Below are 26,034 nucleotides of genomic sequence, written 5' to 3'. Positions count from 1 at the left end.
TGGCAATCCCCCTTCACAATCAGACTATCGTTTTCTATGCCTCTATCATATCAGCTTTCCGCCTCCAGCAGCTCATTTCAATCTATTATTTCGGGTAAAAAAGGGCTATTTCACGCCTCCAATTTTTTACTTGTTGGCATCTACAATCTTCTGCAGCTCAGCCTGTGCTTTGCTGATCGTAGTCTCCAGATCCTGCTGTTTCAGGATGTACAGCTCGGTTTCTTTGGTAAAGGCCGTTTCCAGCTCTCCCTGATAGGTCGGCGGCACGCTGAGCGGTGCGGGCTTGGCATTCTTGATTACATAGGCCAGTGAGCTCTCGTCAATATTGTCGGGGCTGATGGCACCTGATTTGACGCCTGCAATGAACTTGTCCACATCCTGCTTCTTCCATGCGGAATATACATTCTGCATCTGCTCGCCCTCTGTGGAGTACCAGCGGATGAAATCATAAGCTTCCTGCTGATGGCCCGACTTCTCCAGGATGCCTACATAGTTGCCGTTGGCAATGCTGACTCCCGCAGGTTGTCCGGCACTGTTCGACGGCATGGGAGCGAACGCGGTGGTGAAGGTCGCCGGGAATTCTTCCGACCCGCCGGCTTCGCCGATCATCCAGTTGCCGGTTACGATCATTGCGGCATGTCCGGTGAAGAACTCCGAGCGGTACGCGAGCTTCTGGGAGATGGTGTCGGCATACGGCACCGCTACTCCCGATGCCTCTGCCTTGCTGCGCAGCTCCAGCGATTGACGGATCCCCGCACTGTCGATATTCACGACACCATTGTTGACCAGATTATTGTCCTTCTCCTGGTTGATGACGGCCAGCTCCCAGTACATAGCCCAGGTATGGAAATACGTACCGAAGGTCTTGGACGGCCCGGTGCCGCTGGTCAGCTTGGCTGCGTAATCCAGATAATCGTCCCAGCTCCATTCGGTGGGAACGGCTAAGCCTGCCGCATCCAGCTTGTCCTTGTTCAGCAGGACGAAATAATTCTCCAGCGTATCCGGCAGGGCATACACTTTACCGTCAACGGACGGATCAACCGTATACTCGTCTGTCAGCGTGATGCCTTCCTTGCTGATCAGATCATTCAGCGGAGCCAGCAGTCCGAGTCCGGCACGCTGTGAATAGTCGGTGGCCCCCGGCATGAATACCACATCCAGGTTCTCGCCGGATGCGACGAGCAGATCCAGCTTCTTCATCCCGGCCACCGAATCGCCGTTGTCAGCCAGCTCCAAGTATTCCAGGGTAATTCCCGGATGGGCATCCTCGTACGCCTGCAGAATCGGTTCCATATCCGCCGCAGGCGACCAGTTGGCGACCTTGATCGTTACCGCTTCTGCCGAAGGTGCGGCACTCGCCCCCGCCTCCGGTGCAGCCGTACTGCCAGAAGTTGGAGCTGCACCGTTAGTGTTTGCATTGCCGCAGCCCGCCAGGGCTACCAGAAGCACGATGATCCATACCAGAGCGAACACATTCTTTTTCATAACTAACACCCCTTCTAATGTGGTCTACAGTTCCATGCAGTTCTCATGTACTCCCTTAACCGTCCTATCCGCCCGCCTGTCTTCCGGTTATGCAGCTTCCGGGAACTTGCCAGCCCTCACCCCTTCACCCCCCCCAAGGAAATCCCTTCGATTACCTGCTTCTGCCCGAGGATGAATACCACCAGCAGCGGTACAATCGCCGAGACAGAGGCTGCCATGATCAGTGAATAGAAGGCGCCGTTACGGTCAGCGAAGGCATTCATGCCCAGCTGAAGCGTATAGAGGGTCTTGCTGTTCAGGAAGACCAGCGGCGTCTGGAAGTCATTCCAGGTCCAGATGAAGCGCAGAATGGCATAAGTGGCAATCGCGGGCCGGACCAGCGGGAACAGAATCGAGAGGAAGATGCGGATATGTCCCGCGCCGTCGATCTGCGCCGATTCGATATACTCATTCGAGAGTGAAGCGAAAAACTGGCGGAGCAGAAAGGTGCCCAGCACGCTGAACCCGCCAAGCAGGATCAGGCCCAGATGCGTATCGTACAGGCCGGTGGAGCGGAAGATAATGAACAGCGGCACCAGCGTAGCTTCCGCAGGAATCATATAAGTCGCCAGCACCACTACGAACAGTGCATTTCTGCCGGGGAAGCGGATTTTGGTGAAGCCGTAGGCCGCCATGCTGGACACCGCTACGGAGAGAAGTGTCGTGAGCGCCGTGACTTTAATTGAGTTCCAGTAATACAGGGTGAAGTTGGCCTTGCCGAACCAGACGGAATGGTAGTTGAATGCCGCCCTCCATGTCTGCGGAATCCATTCGATCGGATATTTGAAAACATCGGCCTCAGGCTTGAGCGAAGCGGACAGCATCCATATAAAAGGGAGCAGAAATACGATGCCCAGCAGCGCCATGATCAGGGTGATGATGGCTTTTCCCCAGTCCAGATTGCCTATTCTCACAGGTATGTGCCTCCCTTATCTAGTAATTGACCCAATAACGCTGTCCCAGCCACTGCAGGCCGGTAATGGCAAGCACGATGACGAACAGAATCATGACCATCGATGAAGCATAACCGGTCTGAAGATCGACGAATGCGGTCTGGTACATGTCGTACACAACGACAGAAGTGGAGTTAGCCGGTCCGCCGTCCGTCAGCACCTTGACCAGGGCGAAGGATTTGAAATTGCCGATAATGCCGGTCACCAGCAGGAAAAAGGTCGTCGGCGTCAGCAGCGGAAAAGTAATGGAGCGGAACTGGGCGAACTTCGACGCGCCGTCAATCGTCGCCGCTTCATACAGATCGGCCGGAATATTCTTGATCCCGGCAATGTAGATAATCAGCGAGACCCCGAGGTCAATCCAGATCATCAGCAGCATGACCGATGGAAGCGCATACGTTGGATCGGCCAACCATTTGGGCGGATTGTCCACCCCGAGCGCCGACAGGAATCCGTTGACCGGACCATACGAAGGATGGAAGAGTACCTGCCACACTACCGCCACAGCCACTACACTGGATATCTGGGGCATGAAGTAGATGACCTTGAAGGCACCCGGCGCATACACATGGCTCGTAATCATAACCCCCAGGATCAGCGCGATCGCCATCCCAATGGGTACGGCCAGCAGCATAATGAAGTTATTGCCCAGTGACTTCAGGAACACCTCATCCTGAAACAGCTGGCGGAAGTTATCCAGGCCGCTCCAGCGGATCTTATCGAAGCCGGTGACAAACGACCATTTGGTGAAGCTGAGCATGAAGGAGAATATCATCGGAATCAGTGTGAATACCAGTACCCCCAGCAGCATGGGACCGGTGAAAAAGTAGCCCATCCCCGCTTCGATCCGTTTTCTTTTTCTGCTGCCGGCGGTTGGTTTATTATGGGACTGCGGTAAGGTAACTGACGTCTTCAAAGGCTCTGTCCCCCCTCTTGCGTGATCTTATCTCTCATTATAGAAAAGCAAAGAATGTTACATAAGCTACGATCCTGACCCGTTCAGAAAAATTTTTACCTGCCGAAGACGGGAGTTGTCCATTAGAGCGTCTGGCCCGGCATATCGGACTGAGGCGCGCTTATTCCAGATGAAGGACTCCACTTGGGCAAAGGAACAGTCCGTTAGGAGCAAAGTCGACCGGCTAAATCAGTCAAAAACGGTACGGATTTGCGCAAAATAGTTGATTTACTTGGTTTCCCCGCTTTGTTATCTTCAAGGCAAGCACAAGCTTATGCTTACCAAACTTTTAGGAGGAATCCAGATGAACGTTAAGTCAGATATTATGTCCGCTTATATGGAAAGTATTGTAGAGCTGCTGAATGAGATACGGAGCGAACCGAAGGAGAAGCTGCTGGAAGTCGCAGAGCTGCTCGCGGATCATATTGCGGAGGACAGGCTGGTCTACCTCTACGGTCCGGGCGGCCATTCTAATATGAATGCAACCGAGGTTTTCTTCCGCGCCGGCGGGCTGATGCATATCAGCGCCATATTAGATGAAGGCACGATGATCTCGAACGGCGCCCTGCGCTCGATGGCGGTGGAACGCACTCCCGGCTACGGAACGCTTGTTATTGAAGACAACCGGCTGGGACAAGGTGATATTCTGATCCTTGCCAATGCTTACGGCATTAACACGGCCTGTGTCGATGCTGCCCTGGAAGCACGGCGCCGGGGAGTGACCACGATTGCCGTTACCTCGGTCGGCCATGCCGAAGCTACGCCCAAGGGTCATATTGCCCGCCACCCTTCAGGGGAGAATCTGTACGAGCTGTGCGACTATGTCCTGGACAGCAAGGTGAAGCCCGGTGATGCTGCGCTGCATATTGACGGGATTGAACCGAAGATGGGTTCGACCTCCACCTTCGCCAACGCTTTTCTGCTCAATTCCCTGATGATGACTACAGCGGCCTGTCTCGGGGCCAAAGGGATCGAGGTGCCGGTCTGGCGCAGCGGCAACGCTCCCGGCGGGGATGAGTGGAATAACCGCTTCATTGAACGCTTCAAGGGCCGGGTCCGCTGGCTATGAACCTTCAGCTGATTCCAGAGCCTCAGGTGGTGCAGAGCCGGGGAACGGAGCCGGTCAGCGGTATTCGCGGCTGGACGGTGCAGCTTCAGCTCCCCGTGAAGGATGTCCGGCTGCTCACGGCAGCGCAAAGGATATTCACAGAGGTGACGGTGCGTACTACGCATGACGGCAGCGGTGTATTCTCCCTAGTCACAGAGGGTACCTCGCTCAACCTGCTGATGGCCCGGCGGGTTGAGGGCAAGCATGACGGCTACGTGCTGATTACAGACAAGGACCGGATTGAGCTGTATGCGCTCAGCGCGTCCGGCTTGTTCTACGGGCTGAAGACGCTGGAACAACTGCTCCATACAGGCGGCGACAGAGTGCCCGCCCTAACCATTGCCGACTGGGCGGAGCTGAAGCTGCGCAGCGATTATCTCGATCTGCGCACGGTCTATCCGACCTATGAGCATATTCTGGAGTATATCGCGGAGCTGGCCGATTATAAGATCAATACACTGGTCATCGAATATGAAGACAAGCTGCCCTTCCGTAAGCTGGGCTTCCTGCGCCATCCTGAGCTTGCCTTCACGGAAGAAGAACATCAGCGGCTGCTGAAGACGGCACATGACCACTTCGTCACTGTGATTCCGAAGCAGCAGTCCTTCGGCCATCTGGAATATATTCTGAAGCATCCGGCTTATATCGGCCTGCGCGAGGTCCCGGAGACGGTCTCGGAGCTGTGTCCGCACCGCCCAGGCTCCTTCGAGATGATGGCCGGCATTCTGGAAGAAGTGGCTGCCCTTCATCCCCACAGCGACTATCTTCACCTGGGCTGCGATGAGGTCTGGACCCTTGGCACCTGCGAGGACTGCAAACGGTCCGGGCTTACCCCGGAGGCTTCGTTCATCCGCTTCGTCAATCAATTGGCGGAGAAGACGGTCAGCCTGGGCAAGCAGCCGATGATCTGGCATGATATGATCATGCACGCTACTGCGGAAGAGATTGCGGCGCTGGACAAACGGATTGTGGTCGTCGTCTGGATCTATGGCGGTCACCGGATGAAGGCCGATGCCCGGCTGATTCTTCATAAGCTGCGGGATGCGGGCATCGAGACGCTCGGCGCTTCCTCTGTCCGCTGCTGGGATGATAACGGGGACCAGAATTATCCGGTCATCCATAACCGGGTCAAGAATGTGCTGGACTGGATTGAGCTCGCCCGTTCCGAGCAGCTCAGCGGCATTATTCATACGAATTGGGGTTGCCCGTTCTCGCTGGGCAGTCCTTACGGGCTGTTCGAGACCTCGCGTTATCCGGCCTTCCTAGCCGCAGAGCAGAGCTGGAATGCCGGGGCAGATCTCTCTACCTTCCTGGTCCGGTTTCTGCACCGCTTCCACGGACTGCCCGCCACTCTCCTAAGCGGGGAAGAATGGGCGGATTATGCAGTAACCGACTATTATGCCCTGATCCCGCAACTGCTGCCGGAGGTGAGAAAGAACCGCTTGACCGCTGAGCTGATCGACGCCATGATCCAGTATGAGATTCCGGCGCAGCGCCGATCCCCGCTGCATACCTTCCTCTTCCGGGGCGCGATGTCACCGGGCAGTGAGGAAGTGCTGACCTTCCTCCGGGACAAATACAGGAGCGGATACGGAGATCTGCTAAGAGCCAAGCAGCGGATGGAGCGTGTGCTTGCCGAGCTGCTTCCGCCGCAGATGGCGGAGCTGTTCATCCGCTCCCGGTTCTACCGGCCGGAACTATTTGAAGCGGACCTGCATGCCATGATTACCGATCTTGAGATCATAGAACAGAAAGCGGGGGATAGCTGATGCCTGATATGCTTGTGAAGCTATATGATCTGCCGGACAACGGGGCGCTGCTGGAGCGTCTGCGGGGACAAGGCATTGTTATTAAACGGGCGATGACCGGAGATAAGCAGGCCATTGTCGATTTTGTCGGCCTCCATTTCACGGAGAGCTGGCGGAATGAATGCGAGGTAGCCTTCGCCCATCTGCCCGTCCACTGCTATATCGCCGTGAAGCAGGGCGAGGTGATCGGCTTCGCCTGTCACGAGGTTGTAGTGAAGAACTTCTTCGGCCCAACCGGCGTACTGGACGAGTACCGGGGGCTGGGCATCGGGAAGGCCCTGCTGCTGGAATGCCTGTCCGCGATGCACCAGAACGGCTACGGCTACGCCATCATAGGCTGGGTCGAGGACGCACTGGCCTTCTATGAGAAGACCGTCGGTGCGATAGCGATCCCTGACTCTTTTCCCGGGGTATTCCGCGACTTGATCAAACTGGGCTGAATCCGGCCCTGATACAGCACAACAGCGGCACCCCGGGGCTTAACCGTCCCGGGGTGCCGCTGTTTTTGTTGAGCATGTACATCCATCAATATATAGTCGGCACCATCCCTCCATCCATGCGGATAGGGGAACCTTTAAAGGCTGCCGCATAAGGACTGCATACAAAGGCAGCCAGCCTGCCGATTTCCACCGGCTTGATGAAGCGCTGTAATTCAGATTGCGGCAGATTGGCTGCCATGAATTTCTGCTCTTTTTCGGCAAAAGTTAAATTTTCGTCAGGATACATACCCTCAATGATGTGATGCACCTTTTCTGAGAGTGTAGGGCCGGGCATGATGGTATTCACAGTAACTTCTGTTCCTGCTGTCCCTTTAGATATACTTTTGGACAGGGACAGCAGCATGGATTTGGTCATCGCATATTGTGGCATTTGTCCTGAGGGCTTGACCGCCTCTTCGCTGGCAATGAAGATCACACGGCCATAATTCCTGCTCAACATTCCAGGTAAATATAATTTCGTTAATCCGTTTGCAGCAAGCACATTCGTCCGGAAATACTTCTCCCAGATGTCATCGTCCACTTCCTCATACTGCATCAATTCATAAATGCCCATACTGTTGATCAGAATATCGACGCTGGGGAATTGGGCGAATACGGCTTGTCTTTGTTCAGGATCAGCCATATCGGCGGCAGCATTCTGAGGAGTGGTGGCCGGGTAATTCAGCTTCAATTCTCGGACAGTCTGTTCTACCTCTTCCCTATTCCGGCCATTGACCAAGACGTTGACGCCTTCTTTGGCAAGCTCTATGGCGATAGCTTTTCCTATACCCTTCGTTGATCCTGTAACTAGTGCTGTTGTGTTGTGTAATCCCATCTCCATAATGCACTTCTCCTTATTCATTCCTTGTTGTGTTGCGGATAGTGATTATATTATCTCGTTGGGATCGTTCAGTAACTAGCACCTTACGCCAAGCTTCTTGCCGGACACGCCAAAAAATACAGCTCCCCTCAGCGGCATTCCGGTGTTCAACTATTCAGGTGTTCCGCACGCCACTGTGAAGGCGTAACCCCTTCCCAGTGGCGGAAGCCACGGAAGAAAGAGTTCTGATCATCATACCCGATGAGATATGCCACCTCGTTAAGCTCAAGCGAAGGATTGGCCAAGTACCTCCCTGCCTGCTCATGTCTGACTTGTGTCAAAAGCTGCTTGAAGGTCGTATTCTCGCCAGTCAGCCGGCGCTGCAAGGTCCGCTCGCTCATAGCAAGCTCCTTCGCAACCGTCTGGAGGTCGGGGCTTCCGCCTGCGAGACTGTGTGCAATAATCACCCTGACCCTCCCGGATACAGAGAAGCTGCCAAGCTGTTCATCAAGTGAGCGGTCCAGTGCGGGAGCAAGGATCTCCAGCAGTTCTTCGTTATACGAAACAAAGGGAAGGTCCAGCTGGCTTGACAGCAGCGTCAACCGGTTATACTTCCCGCCTGTTCGAATCGTGCAGCCGAAATAAGCTTCGAGCACTTGTTCATCGCCCATGGAGTGGACAAATTCGGCGGCCTGCGCCTTCAAGGGCTGCCCGGTCCCCTTTCTTCCCAGCTCCAAGAGAAAAGCCAGCGTGATCCCCGCCAGCACCGGCGGACCGGGCTGCCCAGTATCCCCCCACTCCAGTTCAATGGTACACAGCCCGTTCTCTTCCGTCATCCGCAGGCTTTCGGGCGGACACATCTGTTTGTACCTGACCATGCGGTGCAGGGCATCGCGGTAGTCGCGGGCGTGATAAGTCGCTAATACGGCGGGCGGATACTGCGCGGTGTCAAAGGCGGCCGCAAGCCTGGTGATGCCTGATGCAAGGTCCCCGGCAAGCTCGGAGTACGCCTGCCAGATGGCGAAATATTGGTCAGTGGTAACTGTGGCTTCTGTTGTTATGGTTACAGGGAGCTGTGCCATGCGGGCTACGTCGGTTGCAGCAATCCCCAGGCGGCTTATCCCTGTCCAGAATCCCGGAGGCATTTTAACGCGTTCAGAGGGACGGGACTTCATAGGTGGGCCTCCTTTTGCCAGTTGCATATTACAGTGTTATGGTTGTCTTAAGGCCTTATAAGAATACTCTTGTGCCCGTAATCATGTCTACCTTAATGTACAGCAATGGTACTTCTCTGCCTAATTTCACACATATTTCTTATTTTGTTTTAACATATAGGGATTACAATGGATTCAGTCATCACTGTACGGTGTTCATCATAACTAGTAGGAGGATCAATCATGCCTAATATCTGGATGCATATTGAATTCGGCCAGCAGCTGGCCGTAGAATTCAGCAGCCGTTTCCCGTGTCTCCAGCTGCTGGAACAACAGCAGCGGCTCTATAATCTCGGCTGTCAGGGTCCGGATTTCCTGCTGTATCACAGCTTTCTTCCATGGAGAAGAGATACCGGGGCACTTCATCTCGGAGACCAGATGCATACGCAGAGCTGCGGGCCTGTACTTGTTGATTTCTGGGAGGCTGCCCGGAGACTTGAAGGAACGGAAGCGGCTCAGGCCCAGCTCTATTTCCTCGGTTTCCTGACCCATCATCTTCTGGACCGTAGCCTCCATCCCTATATTAACTGGAAGGCAGGCTATAAGTACCGTGCCCATCAGCGGTTTGAGATTGACCTGGATACTTTGTATATGAAGCGGCTGCACGGGATGAACACCTGGCAGCACGCTGCCTGGGCCACAATTGACACAGGTGCCCGGCTGCCTGAGCCGGTTCATCGCATTCTTCACGCTACGGCCCTTAAGCATTACCCGGAGGCTATGGAGAGACTGCCCTCAGAGATCTGGCAGAGCTCATACCGCGATATGGTGCTGGCTCAGAAATGCCTCTATGATCCGCAGGGCTGGAAGAAGGCTCTTACCTGGGGCCGGACCCGCCGGCTGTTCTCACGGAAGCTCACTGCCCGCGAGGAACGGCTGGATTATCTCAATGAGCGGCACTCCCGGTGGCGGCATCCCGCACTATATTCCGAGGTGCGGACGGAATCTGTGTGGGAGCTGTGGGACGAGGCTCTTGCAGAGGGGCGGACTGTACTCGGCGCGCTTGCCGATTGGCTGGACTCTACGGAGGACTCCGCCGCGGCAAGCCGTAAGCTCGGGCAGTTCACACTGGCACTGGGCAACCGTTCTTACGATACCGGCAAGGACTGCAGCATGAACCTGCAGAACCAATACGCCGAACCCATTTGGACAAGTATCCCGAGCGGTTGAACGCGGTGAACCGGCAGCCAGTCAGGAGTCTGGCTTCACGCCTCACCTCTTTTTCCGGCTGAATCCGAAGGATGGATCTATCCGATTGGAGGCCAACGCCAGCAGCTAGTTGCCAGCGGCTAGTTGCCAGCGGCCAGTTGCCAGCGACCAGTTGCCAGCGACCAGCGGCCAGCGGCCAGTAAGTGGAATTATGTTAAGCCTGTTGATTACCTATATTCTGGTAATTAAATCAATAGCATGGGCTAAATAAATCTTCCACTCCACAGGTAGTCTTTGCAGCGTAAATAACCGATCAAACTCGGCGAACGTTAATCTAGCGCTAACATGCACCTTAGTATTCCCCTGCTCAAACAGAAACTTTAGCAACACATAAACCAATAAAGCTACGTACAGCTGCCCATACACTGCATTTTCTGTGGTTCCAAACAACTTAGGGATGTTCAAATGCTGCTTGATCCAACGAAAAAAAACTTCAATCTGCCAACGTTTCTTATAGATGTCTGCTATGGCTTCTGGGGAGTGCCAGTGCAAGTTTGTCGCAAGAAGGACGGGATTCCCTTTAGGATCTTTAAGAATCACCACCCGAAACCGATTCTTGGTGAGTGCCTTAACCTTTCCTAATTGGCACGTCAAATCCTGCTCGACACTTCCCTCAAAAGGGCGATTTCGCAGGCGCGGGATCGGATTGACGAGCGTGGTATTATCTTTAAGCCGAATGACAAAATATTGCCGCTCTTTCTGTTCTTGATAGCGATCAAACAGCTCGTGCTTCCCGTAAGCGCGGTCTCCCACCAAAATATATAGGCTGTCCAGCAGGGAGGCGCAGCTGGTTAAATCATGCTGTTCGGCCGTGGTCTCCGTCACTTTGTGTAATTCATTCGAGTCCCCAACTAATCCGACATGCAGCTTCACACCTGCTTTTTGGCCTTTGAGGGGTGCCCAAGGTAGCCGACCGACACCGACGGAAATGGTGGTAGAATCCACGATTAACAGCTCTTTTGGGATACCGAGCGTACGCTTCGTTTTCCGATTACACAGCCCGATCATGAGCGTCAGCAAACGCTTAAATAATTGAAAATCAACCCCTTTGGCCTTTTTAGAAAGCGTTGAGTAATTCACCGCACGTTGCCCGTAAAGGGACATCCGTTGTGCGCCGTCTCGGTATCCGTCCCACTGCTGGAATGCGGCTTCAGCTAAAAACAAAAATAAATCATACACGGTAAACTTACGCGCAACGTCAACATACTTTAATTCTTTTAAGATCGGTTTTATTTGTTCCTCGGGAATCAGCAATTGCAGAATATTTGATATTGAAGTAGACTTTTTCATGAGGTCGCCTCGTTTCGTATGTTTGTAGGGGTACAAACACTTTAACGAATCAGCGGCCTTTTTGCTACCTTATTTTGGGTAATCAACAGGCTTAGAATTATGTATCTTAATCCTGCGATTTCTGTCCGATGTACGGCAGCAAGTGGAAAAATGGCATCTACTCACATTGGTTTTTGCTACTTGGGATGAAATCTGCTTATTTAAGTGCTGTTTGTCCAACTCCTGTTACCGCAAGGGCCTTTCGCTCCCTAATAAGTGTAGAAAATCCAACTGCTATATAAGGCGCACCCTTTTTCCTGTCAGTATATTTTTAAGTTCAATTTATTTATTCCCCCCGGTTTTTCGGCTTCCCGCCCGGCTACTCCCCCAAACAGAGAAAAATAGAAGGATAAATTATAGGTTTCACCTGAAATTCATCCTCCTATTTCCACAAAACGCCCGGTTGCCCGGGCGCTCAGCACAATCTATCCCCTATTCTGTTATTCCGCAGATGATTACAGCGGAGCGGGAGGAGTAATCTCGGGCGGGGCCGGCGGCACCATATCCGGCTTCTCCGGCGGGACGATCTCGGGATGCTCCTCAGGTACAATCTCCGGCGGAGTGACAACCGGTTCCGGGAGGATATCCGGCTTCACATCGGGAACAACCTTCGGCGGAACCTCTGGCGGCAGATCTTTATTCATATCTTAACCCTCCTTCATTCCTGATATCACTTGTATACCCGATTCGTTCCTGCTTAAACAATGTAGCCCTGGTTTGTGCGGGAATGCTTTTTGCTATTGTTCACCGTTTCTACCCATCACACTATTGACCACCGGTGCAATGACTTATATTATACAACTATGACAATAACCTAAAAAATGGAATTCGATTAGGCGGTGATTCCTTGAAGCCAGCAACAACGATTCGCAGTCATCTAGAGGCTTATCTGTATACTCAGCAAATGTCCATTAATCAATTCTCCATACAGTCCGGCATTAATTCCGGCACCTTAAGCCGTCTGCTTAGCGGCCAGCAGCCTATTGCTATGAATCATCTGAAGTTGATCACCCGGGGAATGGGATTGCCTGAGGACTATTTCTATAGTATGTATGTCGATGAGTGCTTCTTATATTCAGCACCGACCTGGCGGCGTCTGCGGCCCTTCATCCTGAATTCAGCAGAGCTGGGGCGGCTGGACTGTATTGAGCTTGTAGTCAAGAATCTGCTGGACAACCTGATCTATGCTCCCATGCTGTTCGAAGTGGCCGAGGGCTTGTTTCATGAGCATCAGTGGGAGGCGGCCGCTGTCCTGTACAAGAATGTAAGCACCAGCGAAAAGTATCAGCATTCCGAGCGTCTGGCCATCTGCCAGTACCGTCTGTTCCGCATTGCTGTGGGCGATAGCCAAACTCTCAATTTGCAGGCCGCCCTGCTGTTCGAATGTTATATTGACCGGCTGGAGGTGACGGATCAGCTGGAGGGGCTGAAGCATCTGATGCATGTCTATTACTCGCTGCACAAGTGGGACAAGGTCGATGAGCTGGCCCAGGAAATGTACCGTCTAGCTAGGCTAAGCTACCGCCATCTGCATCGTTCAGAGCGCAAGGACAAGCATGACAAATCTCCGGAGAAGCCGCTTTTTTTCTATGTACTGTATTCGCATCTCATGCGTGCAAGTGTATGTGAAGAGCACAGGGATTATGAATCGGCGTTGAAATACGTATCTCTGTATATGGATAAGAGCTGGATTCTGGAGAACGGGGAAGAAGACCGGCGGATCCTGGAGCAATTTCAGGAGTGGGGTACAGCCAATACGCTTCTCTACCGCATGATGTCCGGCGATTATGGGGTGCTGCCTGAATATGTGGCATATATCGCTCCCCATGCCAATGAGATCTTCGTGGCCCTGTACCATATTATGATCTCAGCTAACCGCTTCTCCTGGAATGTAGACGAGATCCTGGAGCAGTTCCCTTCCTATATTCCCTACCGGACCAATCTGAGAGACTTCGGGCTGCTGCACAATCAGCAGATTCTGGCTGACCAATATTCTACCTTTCTAGCTGAACTAGCCTTGTATTTCTTACGTCATCAACGTCAGGAGGGCATTGGATTCCTGCTTCAAAGTCTAGAAACCTCTGCTAAAATCAAGAGTGAGAGCATAATCATTAAATGTGTTAATCTGTTTGAACAATTCCGGCAGCAGGCCAGTGAAGATCAGACGGAGCAATACAAACTTCTGATTGGAGAGGTGCAAGAATCCAATGACAAGAAAATTGATCATGCTTCTAGTTTCGTGTAGCTTGGCAGTTATAGCCATTCTCCCTCTTGAGGGTTATGAATCTGTAACAGATGCTACAGCACAATCTGTGTTTCAGCCTATGGGACACGGGACGGGAAATGGCTGAGTAGCCGTAATGACCGTTGCACCAAGCGGAAACGGCTTTGCCGTCCTTTTATAAGGACGGTATTCGTTTCAGCGAGAAATATAAGGATAAGTTATTATGTGAAACATATAAATTCTTATATTTCTAAAAAGGGACGCCCCCGACATCGACATCCGGGAGCGTCTTTTTTGAGAGAATATAAGGTTGTATCTTTCCCGTAACTGGCCCTATCCTATCTCCGCAGACCGCCCAAGCTGGCTCCTTGCGCAAACACCCGCTGGATATTCTTCTGTACCTCAGGGTCCGGGATCAACGGCGGAGCCTGATGCGGCTTCACCCGGGCATCAATAATAACATTATCGCAGGCCCAGTGCTTATGCTCCACCCTGCTGTTCACCCCATGGATATCATGCGAAGGATTGCTCCGCGTAAAGGTCGCCCACAGGAAATTATTCAGATGCTCCGACATGAACGTGCTGTCATCGCACAGAATAATCATCGGGCAGGAATCCAGCGGCCCCGCCGCCGCTATATCTGCGCTCAGGCCGGAGATTTCCTGCGCTGCTGAGGCGTAATCCTCGAATGGCTTACCCTGCACAGCAACAATGCCCGGCATAATCATCGACGCCGGTCCCCAGCTCTGCTGCAGCCGCTGAAGAACCTCGGGCACCTCCGTGCACAAGCTCCGTTTCCGCTCTCCTACCGCTGCGAATACCACCTTGCTTCCGCTGTTGATTCCGGTACCGGAATAATCCAGCGTATCTATCGTGGTATTCGTCTGGAAGTGAATATCGCGGTGCAGATTGATCCGCTCCAGAATATAGGTCAGGAATCCGGGAATATCATGCGTGCTGACCGGCTGGTCCTCTTCTGCGGTGATGAACAGATATTTCGCCAGACTGAGCTGTCCGGTTCCGAGAATCCGGTTGGCAATGGTCAGCAGCTCTGCCGGCTGCTTCAGCTGCTGATAAGGCGTATAACGTTCACTGCCGATAGCGAATAGCAGCGGATGCACTCCCGAGGCATCTACCGCATGGACTTCCTTCACGCCGGGAATCTCCGAACGGATGGCTCCGCCGGTCAGCTCATGGATGAGTTCCCCGAAGGCCGTATCCTCCTGCGGCGGACGGCCGACGACCGTGAAGGGGAAGATCGCGCCTTTTTTGGCGTAGACCTTATGCACTCTCATCACCGGAAACGGATGGGTCAGACTGTAATAGCCCAGATGGTCCCCGAACGGCCCTTCGGGCTTCGTCTCCCCGGGATGGATCTCTCCGGTGATCACGAAGTCGGCATCGCTGCTGATGCAGAAGCCATCTGCATAGGTATAGCGGAAATGGCGCCCGGCCAGCAGACCGGCGAATGTCATCTCGCTTAAGCCTTCGGGCAGCGGCATCACCGCCGAGAGCGTATGCGCCGGAGGGCCGCCGATGAAGCAGCTGACCTTGAGCGGCTCGCCCCGTTTGTTGGCCTGGGACTGGTGGATGCCGATGCCGCGGTGAATCTGGTAATGTACGCCTACTTCCTTATTGATCTCGTACTCATTGCCGCTAAGCTGGATGCGGTACATCCCGAGATTGGAGTTCATGATGCCCGGCTTGTCCGGATCTTCGGAATAAACCTGGGGAAGTGTGACGAACGCTCCTCCGTCCCCCTGCCAGTGCTTAATCTGCGGAAGGTCGGAGATCTGAATCTCCTCGAAGCCGGCAGGCACACTGCTGCCTTTCTTCAGCGGCAATGCTTTTCTGGCGGCAAGGGCGGTGCCAATATATCTGAAAGGCTGCTTAAGCGCCTTCATGGGATTGCTGCGCAGTGCGATAACAGCCTGGGACGATTCCCAGGTATCGCGGAAGATGAACTTGCTGCGCTCGATGGTTCCGAACAGATTCGATACCGCGCGGTACTTCGAGCCTCTGACGTTCTCGAACAGCAGCGCGGGTCCGCCCGCTTCATAGACCTTCATATGGATCGCCGCCATCTCCAGATGCGGGTCCACTTCTTCATGGATGCGAATTAAATGCCCGTGCTTCTCCAAGTCAATAATACATTCTTCCATATTGCGATATGACATGCTTCTACCCCGATCCCACAAAAATTATGAACCTCTTTATTATCAATGAGTGCGCCCGCCAGGTCAATTGCCGCCGCCCCCCTCTCCGGTTTCACCAATATTCTTGCCAGGTGCCGTGCCGAGACTTTATTATACTTGTAGACCGGATTGATCCGGATAAACAATACAGCAAAGGAGATCCCGCGGAATGATTATCAAAAAAGTAACCTGGCTGGAACTCTTCTACGATCTGCTGTTTGTCGCTGCAGTATCCAAGGCCAGTCATGTGCTGCTGCATGTTGAAGACGAGACGCTCTCTCTGGAGACACTGGGCAAATTCGTCCTGATCTTCATTCCGATCTGGTGGGCCTGGGTGGGCCAGACGCTTTTCGTCAACCGCTATGGTCAGGATACGGTGACACACCGGATTTTTCTGATTATCCAGTTGTTCTTCGTCTTAATTATGACCGCCAGCCTGTCTGTAGATTTCGACGCCAACTATCTGCCGTTTCTGATCGGGTACCTCGGACTACGGATCATGACCGCTGTCCAGTACCATTACAGCCACGCCAGAGAAACCGGTCATCTGCGAAGCACCGCCCGTTATTTGGGATCACGCTTCTGGATCGGGCTTACTCTCTCAGCCTGCTCCCTGTTCTTCGACTCATGGCTCCGTTACGCGGTGCTGTATGCCGGGATTGTGCTGGACGTGCTTCTCCCGCTGACCGGCCGGCGGATTCTTGTGAAGACCCCTGCCAATACCCATCACCTGCTGGAGCGGTTCTCCCTGTTCACGCTAATTCTGCTGGGCGAATCTGTAGTCAGCATTCTTGCCGTCCTACAATCCAGTACATGGACCGGACAATCGGTCGGCTTCGCTGCGCTTACCTTCGTGCTGATTATCGCGGTATGGTGGCAGTATTATGACAACCTGGAGAAAAAAGTCGATATGCACATCCACACTGCCGGGCAGACGATCATCTACGGACATCTGTTCATCTATCTGTCGCTATGTATGCTTGCTGCGTCGATCCAGCTGCTTTTCCTGAATACCCTTCATTATGACCTGATGCTGAATCTGCTGTTCGGCTCGGCGCTGCTCTACTTTGCTTCTACTACCCTTGTCTTCCATGTCTACAGACAGAAGCAGCACCGGCTGGGAATGAAGACTCTGGTGCTGCTTACCGCCATTCTGGCCTGCTTCTATGGGGTGGATCTGATGATCCAGGTACCCAATGTAATCATCATGGGCGAGATGGCGTTGTTCTTCGCGCTGTATGCCAGGATTACGGCCTGACCTTTTAATGATTTGAAACCAAGTGGAAGTATAAGTTATCAGGTATAACCTATATATTCTATATTTCCAAGGAGAAACGGCTGTGTCGTCCTTATTGAAGGATGGCATCCGTTTCAGCGGGACAAGACTTATTGCGCGAAGCATATATAAATTCTTTCTTTAAATAAAGGCTGTACCTGAGGTCTAGTTGGACCCGGGTACAGCCTTTTCGCGACTTATTGTCCCGTAAATTCAATCTCATCGTAGTCATAATAGGCTTGCAGGATCTGCCTCCGGTCATCCATGAACAACTGATCGGCCACGCCGCAGGCAAGCTTCGGAATCGCATTCCTTAGCCCGGAGATGGCCGATGCCGATAACCCGCAGCTGACCAGAGCGGAATAATTGAAAACAAATAATCCATGCAGCAGCTTACGGCCCGTCTCATCCCGGCTCTGAAGCGCAAACCCGGGGCTAAGATACGGATGGGCATCCAGCAGCGCATTTCTTGCCCCGGCAGGTGCCTGGTAGCGGTCGCTCCAGCGGGCAATATGCGCTTCAACCTGCTGGAGCTCCGGCCGCAGCGCAGGATCACTGAGCAGCCCGGTGCTGACAATCAGATAGTCGAAGCTGAACCGGCCTTGGGGCGTGGTCACTACCGCTCCTTCGCCGGAAGCTTCTACCTGAAGCCACGGTGAACCGAGATGCAGCCGGAAACCGGGCCATGCCGCAGCACGCGTAAAGGTGTCACGGGTTGGAGGCTGATTATAATGGAAGAAATGCGAGATCACCGCATACTTATCCTCGTCCGCGAGGGCGTGAAACCGTTCAATCATGCCCGAGACCTCCATCTGGCGGATCGGATTAACACCCGGAAGCTGCTCACGGCGGACGAATACCTGCACCTCAGCCGCCCCTTCACTTAACGCAAAATTAGCATTGTCGAAGGCAGAGGCCCCGCCGCCAAGAATTCCTATACGCTTGCCGCGAAGGGCAGTGAAATCAATCGGCTGCGAGGTATGTGCATACAGATGCTCTGGCAGACTGTCTGCGATCATCGGCGGGACATGCCACTGTCCGCCGCCTTGAATGCCGGTCGCCAGTACTACCTTGCGGGCCAGCAGGGGCCCGGACGGAGCGCCCGCTCCCGAGACCTGAAGACGGTATATCCCGTCTTCACCGGGTTCAATCAGCAGCAGCCGCACCTCGTTGATCACCGGCAGCTTCAGGATCTGCCGGTACCAGCGCAGATAATTCATCCACTCCCCGCGCGGGATTTTGTCCACCTCATCCCAGGCAGCGGCCCCATTCCGGGCCTCCCACCAGGAACGGAAGGTAAGCGACGGGATACCCAAGTCGATGGACGTCAGATGCTTGGGCGTACGCAGAGTCACCATCCGGGCGTAGGTCTCCCAAGGCCCCTCCAGCCCGTCACGGTTCTCATCAATAACCAGGAGGTTCGATATCCGCTCGCGCAATAAGCCGAAGGCCGCTCCAAGCCCACTTTGCCCCCCGCCCACAATAATCACATCATAGACATGGCCTTCGGAATGCTCCCAAGGGCGTACCCAATCCGCGCCGCCGTAGGCAAGATAGGACAGATCCGTCTTCACACGTTCGTTCAAGGCTTCCAGGCTCATCATTCCTCAGACCTTTCGGATGGCGTCTTAAGGCTGCAGCACACACTCTGTTCCACAGTCCATTTCATATATATAGCCATATTATATCTGGGATGTGCCTGCTTTTGAATATCCATGGAAGGTTTATTGTCATTATCACTAAAATCTGCGGATTAGATTGTACATTCCACCTACATTCCATCTAATTCCAGCCTAAACTGTTGACTAATGAAGGGTTGATGATGAGTAGATCAGTCTAGATAGCTCGATCGTGGAAGGTTATCTGTCATTAGAGATGTAATCACCCTGATAGAGGGTCCTCATCGGGTGGTATTCAGGTGCACTAATGCTCCTTATGCGCTCATTTGGCTCGTACCCAGAGAATTCAGGTGTACTTATGCTCCTCATGCGCTCATTTGGCTCGTACCCGGGGAATTCAGGTGTACTTATGCTCCTCATGCGCTCATTTGGCTCGTACCCAGGGAATTCAGGTGCACTTATGCTCCTTATGCGCTCATTTGGCTCGTACCCGGGGAATTCAGGTGCACTAATGCTCCTCATTTAGCTCGTTCGGCCGCTTCCTGTAATATCAGTGGGATTTATCCCTTTGATTTCCCTGTACACCCAACTTTCAGCCGCATCAGTGGGATTTATCCCTTTGATTTCCCTGTACACCAGTAATTTTGCATAAAAGTTAACACGGTATATCTACAGGGGGCAGATTACTGGAAATGTATATCTTTCCACCTTTATATGAGGCGAGTCTGAGGGGGATTTTGCTTGGTGCGAGCTCAAAAGACAAAAAAAAGCCTTCCCCAATTTAGCGTTTAACAACACCCGTTTTTTTGGATTGGTCTAGCTTCAGTTGTTTGCTTCCCGTTCAGTTAGTAAAAGAGAATACGGTCTTTTTTCAGTCGCTTGGGATGGATCCTTGGCCTTCCGCCCTTTTTCCTTCGCCCCTTGCTGGTTCGCGTCTTTACCTGGTTTAGATGGTTTAGAAAATCTGCGTATTCTCCAGTCAAATACAACCGGAACACTGCTAATAGTCGTCCGATTCGCTGGTGGGGGGCATGACGCAAACGAAGGTGCTCACACAGCACATAGGCAATCAGATTTAAATAGATCTGGTTCCATACAGCTGTCGGTGTACGACTGCTGTACAGTTTTTTGAGGTGGAGGTTAGACTTCATGAACTTAAAAAAGAGTTCCACCTTCCAGCGATACCGGTACAACTCCGCCACCTCTGCCGCCGTCACATCCCAGCGATTCGTCAGGACGCGAGCCAGGTGAGACTTTCCTTTCTTGTCCACATAGGTGTACTCCACTAGCCGAAAAACACCCGTTTCCCCGGTTTCCGGCGAAGCGATTTCCACCGTGGCATCCCGTTTCAGAAAGGGCTTCGTGACTTTCCGCGTCCGCAGAACCTTCACCTTGCTGTTGTGCTTCAGACGGGCTACGAACTTGATTCCTCTGCGCTCCCAATCCATAAATTGCGCATAGTGGAGGTAGCCTCGGTCCAGCAAATGAGTGACTTCTTTCTTTAGCACCAGGTGCTCCAGTACTTCCGAATCCAAGTCCGCCACCGTTCCTGTGGAAAGCACCGAAGCAGTAGGAATGGCGCTGGTTTCGCCGGTTAACTGCAAGCAGGTGTGCATTCTCACCGCATTGGTCCCTGTCTGCTGAAACGCCCACTCCCCGCGAAGCCTTCCCAAGGTTAGTGTGGAGGAATCGACCGCTGCTAAAGGACCGAGTTTCTGTAAGTGTTTGGGCAGAGGCGGCCCTTCTTTTTCAAGTAAGTGCTGGAGGCGGGAGTGGTAGAGTTCTCGCATTTGTTCAGGTGGTAATTGGCTTAGCTTCCGGTTCAGAGACGAAGGGTGAATGGAAGTCACCCCGGTCCGCTCCTGATAGCACGGCGTCCGCAACAGATTGTCTGCTATATTTTGTACCCCGGGCCGACGACTTAATATGGCTTCTAAAAAGAGAAAGGCGGTACTGCCCCACTTCAGTTTTTTAGCGTAGCGGTCACCGAACAACAAGCGCCCTTTCGTTTCTAACCATGAAGTGACTTGACACAACAATCCTTTTTCCGCTAACTTATAAAGCAAGAGATCTCCTTTCGTGGGTGTCGTAACAACTTCTACGATAAAGGAATCTCTTTTTTTGTGCAATTTTTTGGAGTCCCATTAAATGTTAGGTTGTTTGCAAAATTACTGCCTGTACACCCAACTTTCAGCTCCATCAGTGGGATTTATCCCTTTAATTCTCCTGTACAGCCAACTTTCAGCCGCATCAATGGGATTTATCCCTTTGATTTCCCCTTTCACCCGACATTCAGCCGCATCAATGGGATTTATCCCTCCGATTTCCCCGTATGTCCCTGGAACAGTATCGCTCATATTTACTCTTTAAAGGTCTCCAGCTCCCGATTGACGGTTTCCACCATCCTTGTGACTGTATCGGTATCATAGAATAAGCTCACCCCGGCTGGTATCGGCCTGGCGGTAAGATGATCAAAGTCCGCGAACGCCCCTTCGGGCGGCATCAGGTACACCCGTGCCTCTTCATGCAGATCTGCCCAGCGCTCAAGTCTGCCCTGCTTGCTCAGATCGATCACATGAACGAGCTTGCTGCCCAGGTCCAGATAGAGAACATTGCCATTTCTCCGCGGTGGCTGCGGCTCTTCATCGTATAGCAGAACCGGATGCGTGAATTCCTGCGCGGAGAGGTCTATGCTAATCACTTCCAGAGTCTCTTCATTTACTCTTAGCGTCAGGTACGGTGCGAATCCGGCCAGGAAGCGCAGCACAACAGAATGCTGAAGCTGATCATCGAACTGCCAGCCCAGAGGCATCAGCCCAAAGTCATCACCCGGCGGTTCAAAATACAGCTTCCGCAGCAACGCCTGCAACTCCGCTATCCCCTCAGCCTCATAAGGAGCTAACGCCTGAACGTTAACCGGATACTTCACCACTGTCCGCTTCCTGGTATTCTGCCATCCGCTTGTATCCTGATGCCGGTACAAATCGTTGATCAACGGCATCACACAGGTAGTTGTGACCCGGAACAGTTCACCCGAGCTTGGCTTCAGCTTCTGCAGAACCAGCTCACTTTCCCCTCCGGCACCGGTATGCTGCCGGGCTTCGGCGAAATGCGGACTTACTTCTTCCAGCACCCGCTCCGCGGCTTCCCCACTTCGCATAGGGATCGAAGTATACGTATTCTCTGACAGTAAAGCGCTGGCAGCAATGAAATATTGGGCCAGCGCTGACATTATAGCAGGCTGCGGCTGTGGCTCCAGCCTGTGAATTCGCGGCCGGTTCTCCGCCGCGAAGCCGAAGTCATAGGGTTCTTCCTCCGTAAGGTATTCCAGCTTCGTATAATTATGAATCCAGTTATACATCTAGTTGCCTCCATTCAGCGGACCTATCATCCGGATAGTTCAATCTCATTCCTTCTATAATTTCACACTTCTGCCAGGTGGACAAGGCAACCTTTCTACTTTCTAATCTAATAGGTATTTTCTAATAAATACTTTCCAATAGATATATGTAATGACGCAGCGCGCCCCGGATGATAGAGAACGCGCTGCCCTGCTAGTTTAGAAGCGTGCTACAAAAAACTCACGGTTGGCGGGTACGAATTTCTGCGTACGCTGGTTGTTATCCGCATCAATAATTCTAAGCGTATAGCTCACACTGGTCAGAGTGCTGATGGTATTGAATTGGGCTACTCCGAATTCATCGAACTGGGCGGTAATTACGGTTCCGGAGCTTCTGGTTAATGTAGCCTTCCAGTCTTGCGTTTCATAAGGTACGTTGTTGTTATTGACCGCAAGCACGATGAAATTATTGAGAACCTGTCTGATTCTCCGTCTCTTGGGTCTTACTACCGCCGATGCTTTTGCTTTTTTAGCCATCAGGAGACGTTTTGCCATCAATGCTCTTTTCTCTGATTCTTTCATTTTGCTTCACCACTTTCTGTTGGGATAGAGTAGTAAATGCAAGAGAAGAACCGGCTGAAACGAGTTTTTGCCTGTTATTCCGATAAATGTAGTGCTGTCCTCATTCATAGTTTCGTACCCGACGGACATATGGCCGCATACAATGCTTCCATAGAGGTGATCACATAATGATGAGTAAGAAGTCATGGGTCAGGCGTCATGCCGCCAAGCTCAATCGTCCCCTGAAGCATAGAATCCGCAGAGCCTATACGTCTGCTGCCACAACTGCTGCTATACCGGTTATCATCCAGTTCCGTCAACCCCTTACTCCAGCGGAATTGCGGGCACTGAGGAGCCATTTGGGAAAACATCCACTCCCGGTCAAACATCATCTGCGGCTGCACCAGGCCGTCGCCTCACAGGTTTCGCTGAAAGGTCTTGAGCAGATATGCAGCTGGGACGGGGTCCGCAAAGTCTATCTCGACGGAATCAAAAAAGCTTCCCTGAATATTGCCACTCCCTCCATTGGAGCCACAGCCGTCAAACGCTCAAGAGGGCTTACCGGCAAAGGAATCAACATTGCCGTGCTCGATACCGGGGTGTATCCGCATCCCGATCTGACCCGGCCTGTGAACCGCATCCTTGCCTTCAAGGATTATATCAATCACCGGAAATGCCCGTATGATGATAACGGACATGGCACACATATCACCGGGGATGCCGCCGGAAACGGCTGGTCCAGCAAAGGCAAATACCGGGGACCTGCACCTGAAGCCGGAATTATCGGCATCAAGGTACTTGACAAGAACGGAGACGGCTATGACTCCACCATCATCAAGGCCATTGAATGGTGCATCGACCGGCGCAAAAAGCTGAAGCTGCGCATCCTGTCCATGTCCTTCGGCGGACCGGTAAGCCCGTTAGCCGAGGATGATCTGCTCGTCCAAGCGGTGGAGAAGGCGGTCAAGGCCGGACTCACCGTAGTCATTGCCGCGGGCAACAGCGGCCCCGGACGCAGAACCGTGGAGTCCCCCGGGATCAGTCCCTCCGCCATCACGGTCGGAGCCGTGAATGACCGCCGGACGCTGACGCAGAAGGATGACCGTATCAGTGTGTATTCCAGCCGCGGGCCTGCCCCCGGAGGCAAGGTGAAGCCTGATCTGGTCGCCCCCGGTGATGCGATAATATCCCTGCGCGCCCCCGGCTCGCAGCTAGTCCGCGAATCGCCGCACAATAAGGTCGGCAAGCGATACTTCAAGCTATCCGGCACCAGTATCTCCACGCCCATCGTCTCCGGTGCCGCCGCGCAGCTGCTCCAGCTCCGCCCTTGCCTATCGCCGAGCCAGGTCAAGACCTTACTGAAGCGCAATGCCTTCCCCCTCCGCCTGAAGCCAAATACCGGCGGCAGCGGGGAGATCGACATGCGGTTTCTGAAGCGCCGCTGCCGCTCGAAATAAACTAGTGGAAGCGGATTTGCCATCCTTTCAAGGACAGCACCGTTTCATCTGGAAATAGAAGGATAAGTTATCATGCGAAGTATATAAACTTATATTTCAAAAAACTTTAAGCAGAATGGAAGCCCCGCACCCCCAATCTGCTTAAAGTGGTATCACCGCTATTCAGCTTTACCTCTCCATCGCTATTCAGCTCTATGCCTCTGCACCTTTATTCAGCTTTACGCCCCTGTCCCCTTATAATTGAGGTGCGGCCCTATCTCCCGGGCCCAAGCCAACAGCGCCTCATCTTCCCCATAGGAGCCGATGCACTGGAAGCCGAGCGGCAACTCCCCGATCGTTGCCGCAGGCAAGCTAACCGACGGACATCCGGCGAATCCCCAGACCGCAGGCATCCCTGACCAGCCTGTATTGTGTTCCTCTACCTTCGGAGCCGTTCCTCCTTGAGCAGGAGACACCCACAGGTCAATCCCCTCTTGAGCCATAAGGTCCTTCAGGTCGCGCCGCAGTGTTCCCTGCAAGCGGCGGCATTGCTCCAGCTCCTCTTCCGGGATCTGCTGGCCCCGAAGGATAGCCTCCTGTACCGGAACACCGTATTCTGCCCGATGCTCCGCGAACATGTGCTCATGTCCCCGCGCCAGCTCGCCCTCAATGAAGCGCAGCATGGCATTTCCGTAGATGAGTTCATCTTCCCATGGCATTTTGACGTAGCGTACTTCATATCCAAGCCGTTCAAGCCCGGCGATCTGAGCCTCGAATACAGCTTTGACTTCACCGCTCATCAGCTCCATATATACGCCCTTGGGAATGCCCAGCACCGGTCTACGGGGGTCTTCAACCGAATGGGCTGTCCAGTCCGGGACAAGCAGGGCTGCTGCCGCCTCCATATCAGCCAAGTCTTGCGTGAAGAATCCTATCGTGTCAAAAGAGGGCGAGAGCAGCAGCACCCCATCCAGCGGAACCCGGCCATAGCTGGGCTTGAAGCCGACCACACCGCAGAAGGAAGCGGGAGCGATCACCGAACGCAAGGTTTGTGTGCCGACCGCCAGAGGACAGAGTCCCGCAGCAACCGCCGCTGCTGAACCGGCACTTGATCCTCCGGGAGTATGCCCGGTATGATGCGGATTACGTGTAGCAATAGGCCCGTTGTAGGCAAATTCCTCGGTAACCGTTTTTCCGGCAATCAGCGCCCCCAAGGCACGCAGCTTAGTTACCAATGATCCCTGTGCACCTTTCAGCAGGTCAGCAGACAACTGCGAACCGGCACGGGTAGGCAGCCCATCTACATGCAGCAGATCCTTGACCGCAACAGGAATGCCGAATAAGGGCGGCTTCATTCCCTCTCCGCTGTACGAACGCAGCAGCTCCTCTTGCTCCAAGCCAAGACGTAACTTGGCATCACTCTCAGGGACAAACGCATGGATGTGCGGTTCAAGCTGCCCTAGGCGCTCCAGGTACAGGTTAAGCACATTCCCTAGTGAATATCCGGGGTCATGGATACGGTTCATCATTTCTGTCAGGGATACCTTGTGAATCAGCATCATATCAGCTCCATGGAAGATTATGTATAATACTAGGCTTATTACGGCTCAGAGTGCAAAAGGTAACAGGATGGCAGCCGCATACACAACGTTCTCCGGGTCGTCCCTTCCACAGCAAGAACCCGCAGATCAGCTCTGCGGGTTCTTGGCATATACGATTTTGCGGATGCTGTCTATAGATAGCCCATATTGCTCGCACAATTGGTCCATATGTGCACCTTCACGGAAGCCTTTACGGATCTCCTGGTTCCGGACTCTGTAATAACCGGCTGCGCCTGAGCTTTCGCCCCATTTGCGGCGTTTGCTAGGACAGGTAGGGATGTACAAGGCTTCACCTTGAATGTATTGCTGAATCTCCTTCAGCAGGTGGTCGGGCAATAACGTTGCTGCATTTACACATTTCATAGCTGGCTCGCTCCTTAAAA

General features: G+C 53.1%; 21 protein-coding genes. 7 read left to right on the top strand and 14 right to left on the bottom strand.

Annotation, left to right across the window (positions count from 1 at the left end):
• Window positions 1-126: 126 nt before the first annotated feature.
• From KDC22_RS10435 to KDC22_RS10425, 3 genes are all read right to left on the bottom strand, one after another.
• A complete protein-coding gene (locus tag KDC22_RS10435) occupies window positions 127-1,485 on the bottom strand; it encodes an ABC transporter substrate-binding protein (protein WP_211722965.1) in 1,359 nt (452 codons plus the stop codon).
• 116 nt (window positions 1,486-1,601) lie between these two features.
• On the bottom strand, window positions 1,602-2,390 hold the full coding sequence (locus KDC22_RS10430; protein WP_173139144.1) for a carbohydrate ABC transporter permease: 789 nt from the start codon (window positions 2,388-2,390) through the stop codon (window positions 1,602-1,604).
• A gap of 67 nt (window positions 2,391-2,457) precedes the next feature.
• A complete protein-coding gene (locus KDC22_RS10425) occupies window positions 2,458-3,312 on the bottom strand; it encodes a carbohydrate ABC transporter permease (protein WP_211723984.1) in 855 nt (284 codons plus the stop codon).
• Between the two features lie 424 nt (window positions 3,313-3,736).
• Here KDC22_RS10425 and KDC22_RS10420 point away from each other — a divergent pair, with 424 nt between their 5' ends.
• From KDC22_RS10420 to KDC22_RS10410, 3 genes are read left to right on the top strand one after another with little or no spacing between them, the layout of a single operon-like run.
• Window positions 3,737-4,501 carry a sugar isomerase domain-containing protein gene (locus KDC22_RS10420; protein ID WP_211722964.1) on the top strand — a complete coding sequence of 255 codons (765 nt, stop codon included), beginning with the start codon at window positions 3,737-3,739 and terminating at the stop codon, window positions 4,499-4,501.
• On the top strand, window positions 4,498-6,309 hold the full coding sequence (locus KDC22_RS10415; protein WP_211722963.1) for a family 20 glycosylhydrolase: 1,812 nt from the start codon (window positions 4,498-4,500) through the stop codon (window positions 6,307-6,309). The genes KDC22_RS10420 and KDC22_RS10415 overlap by 4 nt, the downstream gene beginning before the upstream one ends.
• Window positions 6,309-6,788 carry a GNAT family N-acetyltransferase gene (locus KDC22_RS10410; RefSeq protein ID WP_211722962.1) on the top strand — a complete coding sequence of 160 codons (480 nt, stop codon included), beginning with the start codon at window positions 6,309-6,311 and terminating at the stop codon, window positions 6,786-6,788. The genes KDC22_RS10415 and KDC22_RS10410 overlap by 1 nt, the downstream gene beginning before the upstream one ends.
• 85 nt (window positions 6,789-6,873) lie before the next feature.
• On the opposite strand, the gene KDC22_RS10405 is transcribed toward KDC22_RS10410, so the two are convergent.
• Together KDC22_RS10405 and KDC22_RS10400 are read right to left on the bottom strand one after the other, a co-directional pair.
• Window positions 6,874-7,668 (bottom strand): SDR family NAD(P)-dependent oxidoreductase, encoded by a 795-nt coding sequence (locus KDC22_RS10405; RefSeq protein WP_211722961.1) that lies wholly within the window; start codon window positions 7,666-7,668, stop codon window positions 6,874-6,876.
• A gap of 146 nt (window positions 7,669-7,814) precedes the next feature.
• Window positions 7,815-8,822 (bottom strand): AraC family transcriptional regulator, encoded by a 1,008-nt coding sequence (locus tag KDC22_RS10400; protein ID WP_211722960.1) that lies wholly within the window; start codon window positions 8,820-8,822, stop codon window positions 7,815-7,817.
• A gap of 222 nt (window positions 8,823-9,044) precedes the next feature.
• On the opposite strand from KDC22_RS10400, the gene KDC22_RS10395 reads away from it, so the two are divergent.
• Window positions 9,045-10,031 carry a zinc dependent phospholipase C family protein gene (locus KDC22_RS10395; protein WP_211722959.1) on the top strand — a complete coding sequence of 329 codons (987 nt, stop codon included), beginning with the start codon at window positions 9,045-9,047 and terminating at the stop codon, window positions 10,029-10,031.
• A 210-nt stretch (window positions 10,032-10,241) separates the two neighbouring features.
• Here KDC22_RS10395 and KDC22_RS10390 read toward each other — a convergent pair whose 3' ends face one another.
• A complete protein-coding gene (locus KDC22_RS10390; RefSeq protein ID WP_211722958.1) occupies window positions 10,242-11,360 on the bottom strand; it encodes an IS4 family transposase in 1,119 nt (372 codons plus the stop codon).
• A gap of 494 nt (window positions 11,361-11,854) precedes the next feature.
• On the bottom strand, window positions 11,855-12,043 hold the full coding sequence (locus tag KDC22_RS10385) for a hypothetical protein (protein WP_173139022.1): 189 nt from the start codon (window positions 12,041-12,043) through the stop codon (window positions 11,855-11,857).
• Window positions 12,044-12,246: 203 nt separating this feature from the next.
• On the opposite strand from KDC22_RS10385, the gene KDC22_RS10380 reads away from it, so the two are divergent.
• Window positions 12,247-13,644 (top strand): transcriptional regulator, encoded by a 1,398-nt coding sequence (locus KDC22_RS10380; RefSeq protein ID WP_211722957.1) that lies wholly within the window; start codon window positions 12,247-12,249, stop codon window positions 13,642-13,644.
• Between the two features lie 317 nt (window positions 13,645-13,961).
• On the opposite strand, the gene KDC22_RS10375 is transcribed toward KDC22_RS10380, so the two are convergent.
• Window positions 13,962-15,800 (bottom strand): UbiD family decarboxylase, encoded by a 1,839-nt coding sequence (locus tag KDC22_RS10375; RefSeq protein WP_211722956.1) that lies wholly within the window; start codon window positions 15,798-15,800, stop codon window positions 13,962-13,964.
• A 187-nt stretch (window positions 15,801-15,987) separates the two neighbouring features.
• Between KDC22_RS10375 and KDC22_RS10370 the strand changes: the two genes are divergently transcribed.
• Window positions 15,988-17,076 carry a low temperature requirement protein A gene (locus KDC22_RS10370; RefSeq protein WP_173139016.1) on the top strand — a complete coding sequence of 363 codons (1,089 nt, stop codon included), beginning with the start codon at window positions 15,988-15,990 and terminating at the stop codon, window positions 17,074-17,076.
• A 215-nt stretch (window positions 17,077-17,291) separates the two neighbouring features.
• Here KDC22_RS10370 and KDC22_RS10365 read toward each other — a convergent pair whose 3' ends face one another.
• The 4 genes from KDC22_RS10365 to KDC22_RS10350 all read right to left on the bottom strand — a co-directional run bounded on the left by KDC22_RS10365 (window position 17,292) and on the right by KDC22_RS10350 (window position 22,590).
• Complete coding sequence (locus KDC22_RS10365; protein WP_211723983.1) at window positions 17,292-18,695, bottom strand: flavin-containing monooxygenase; 1,404 nt, start codon at window positions 18,693-18,695, stop codon at window positions 17,292-17,294.
• 863 nt (window positions 18,696-19,558) lie between these two features.
• Entirely contained in the window at window positions 19,559-20,779 is a 1,221-nt protein-coding gene (locus KDC22_RS10360) for an IS4 family transposase (protein ID WP_211722627.1), read from the bottom strand.
• Between the two features lie 293 nt (window positions 20,780-21,072).
• The gene (locus tag KDC22_RS10355; protein WP_211722955.1) at window positions 21,073-22,074 is read right to left on the bottom strand and encodes a hypothetical protein; all 1,002 of its coding nucleotides are present in this window, start codon (window positions 22,072-22,074) and stop codon (window positions 21,073-21,075) included.
• A gap of 198 nt (window positions 22,075-22,272) precedes the next feature.
• Window positions 22,273-22,590 carry a hypothetical protein gene (locus KDC22_RS10350; RefSeq protein WP_211722954.1) on the bottom strand — a complete coding sequence of 106 codons (318 nt, stop codon included), beginning with the start codon at window positions 22,588-22,590 and terminating at the stop codon, window positions 22,273-22,275.
• Between the two features lie 212 nt (window positions 22,591-22,802).
• Between KDC22_RS10350 and KDC22_RS10345 the strand changes: the two genes are divergently transcribed.
• Window positions 22,803-24,071: a S8 family peptidase gene (locus tag KDC22_RS10345; RefSeq protein WP_211722953.1), complete on the top strand. Its 1,269-nt coding sequence runs from the start codon at window positions 22,803-22,805 to the stop codon at window positions 24,069-24,071.
• 218 nt (window positions 24,072-24,289) lie between these two features.
• On the opposite strand, the gene KDC22_RS10340 is transcribed toward KDC22_RS10345, so the two are convergent.
• Complete coding sequence (locus KDC22_RS10340) at window positions 24,290-25,612, bottom strand: amidase (protein ID WP_211722952.1); 1,323 nt, start codon at window positions 25,610-25,612, stop codon at window positions 24,290-24,292.
• A gap of 126 nt (window positions 25,613-25,738) precedes the next feature.
• The gene (locus tag KDC22_RS10335) at window positions 25,739-26,014 is read right to left on the bottom strand and encodes a CD3324 family protein (RefSeq protein ID WP_211722951.1); all 276 of its coding nucleotides are present in this window, start codon (window positions 26,012-26,014) and stop codon (window positions 25,739-25,741) included.
• Window positions 26,015-26,034 lie beyond the last annotated feature (20 nt).

This window comes from Paenibacillus tritici (genome assembly GCF_018207515.1).
Classification (GTDB): Bacteria; Bacillota; Bacilli; order Paenibacillales; family Paenibacillaceae; genus Paenibacillus_AQ; species Paenibacillus_AQ tritici.
Note: the sequence above shows the minus strand (reverse complement) of the source record. Positions and strands in the feature narration are given on the sequence as shown.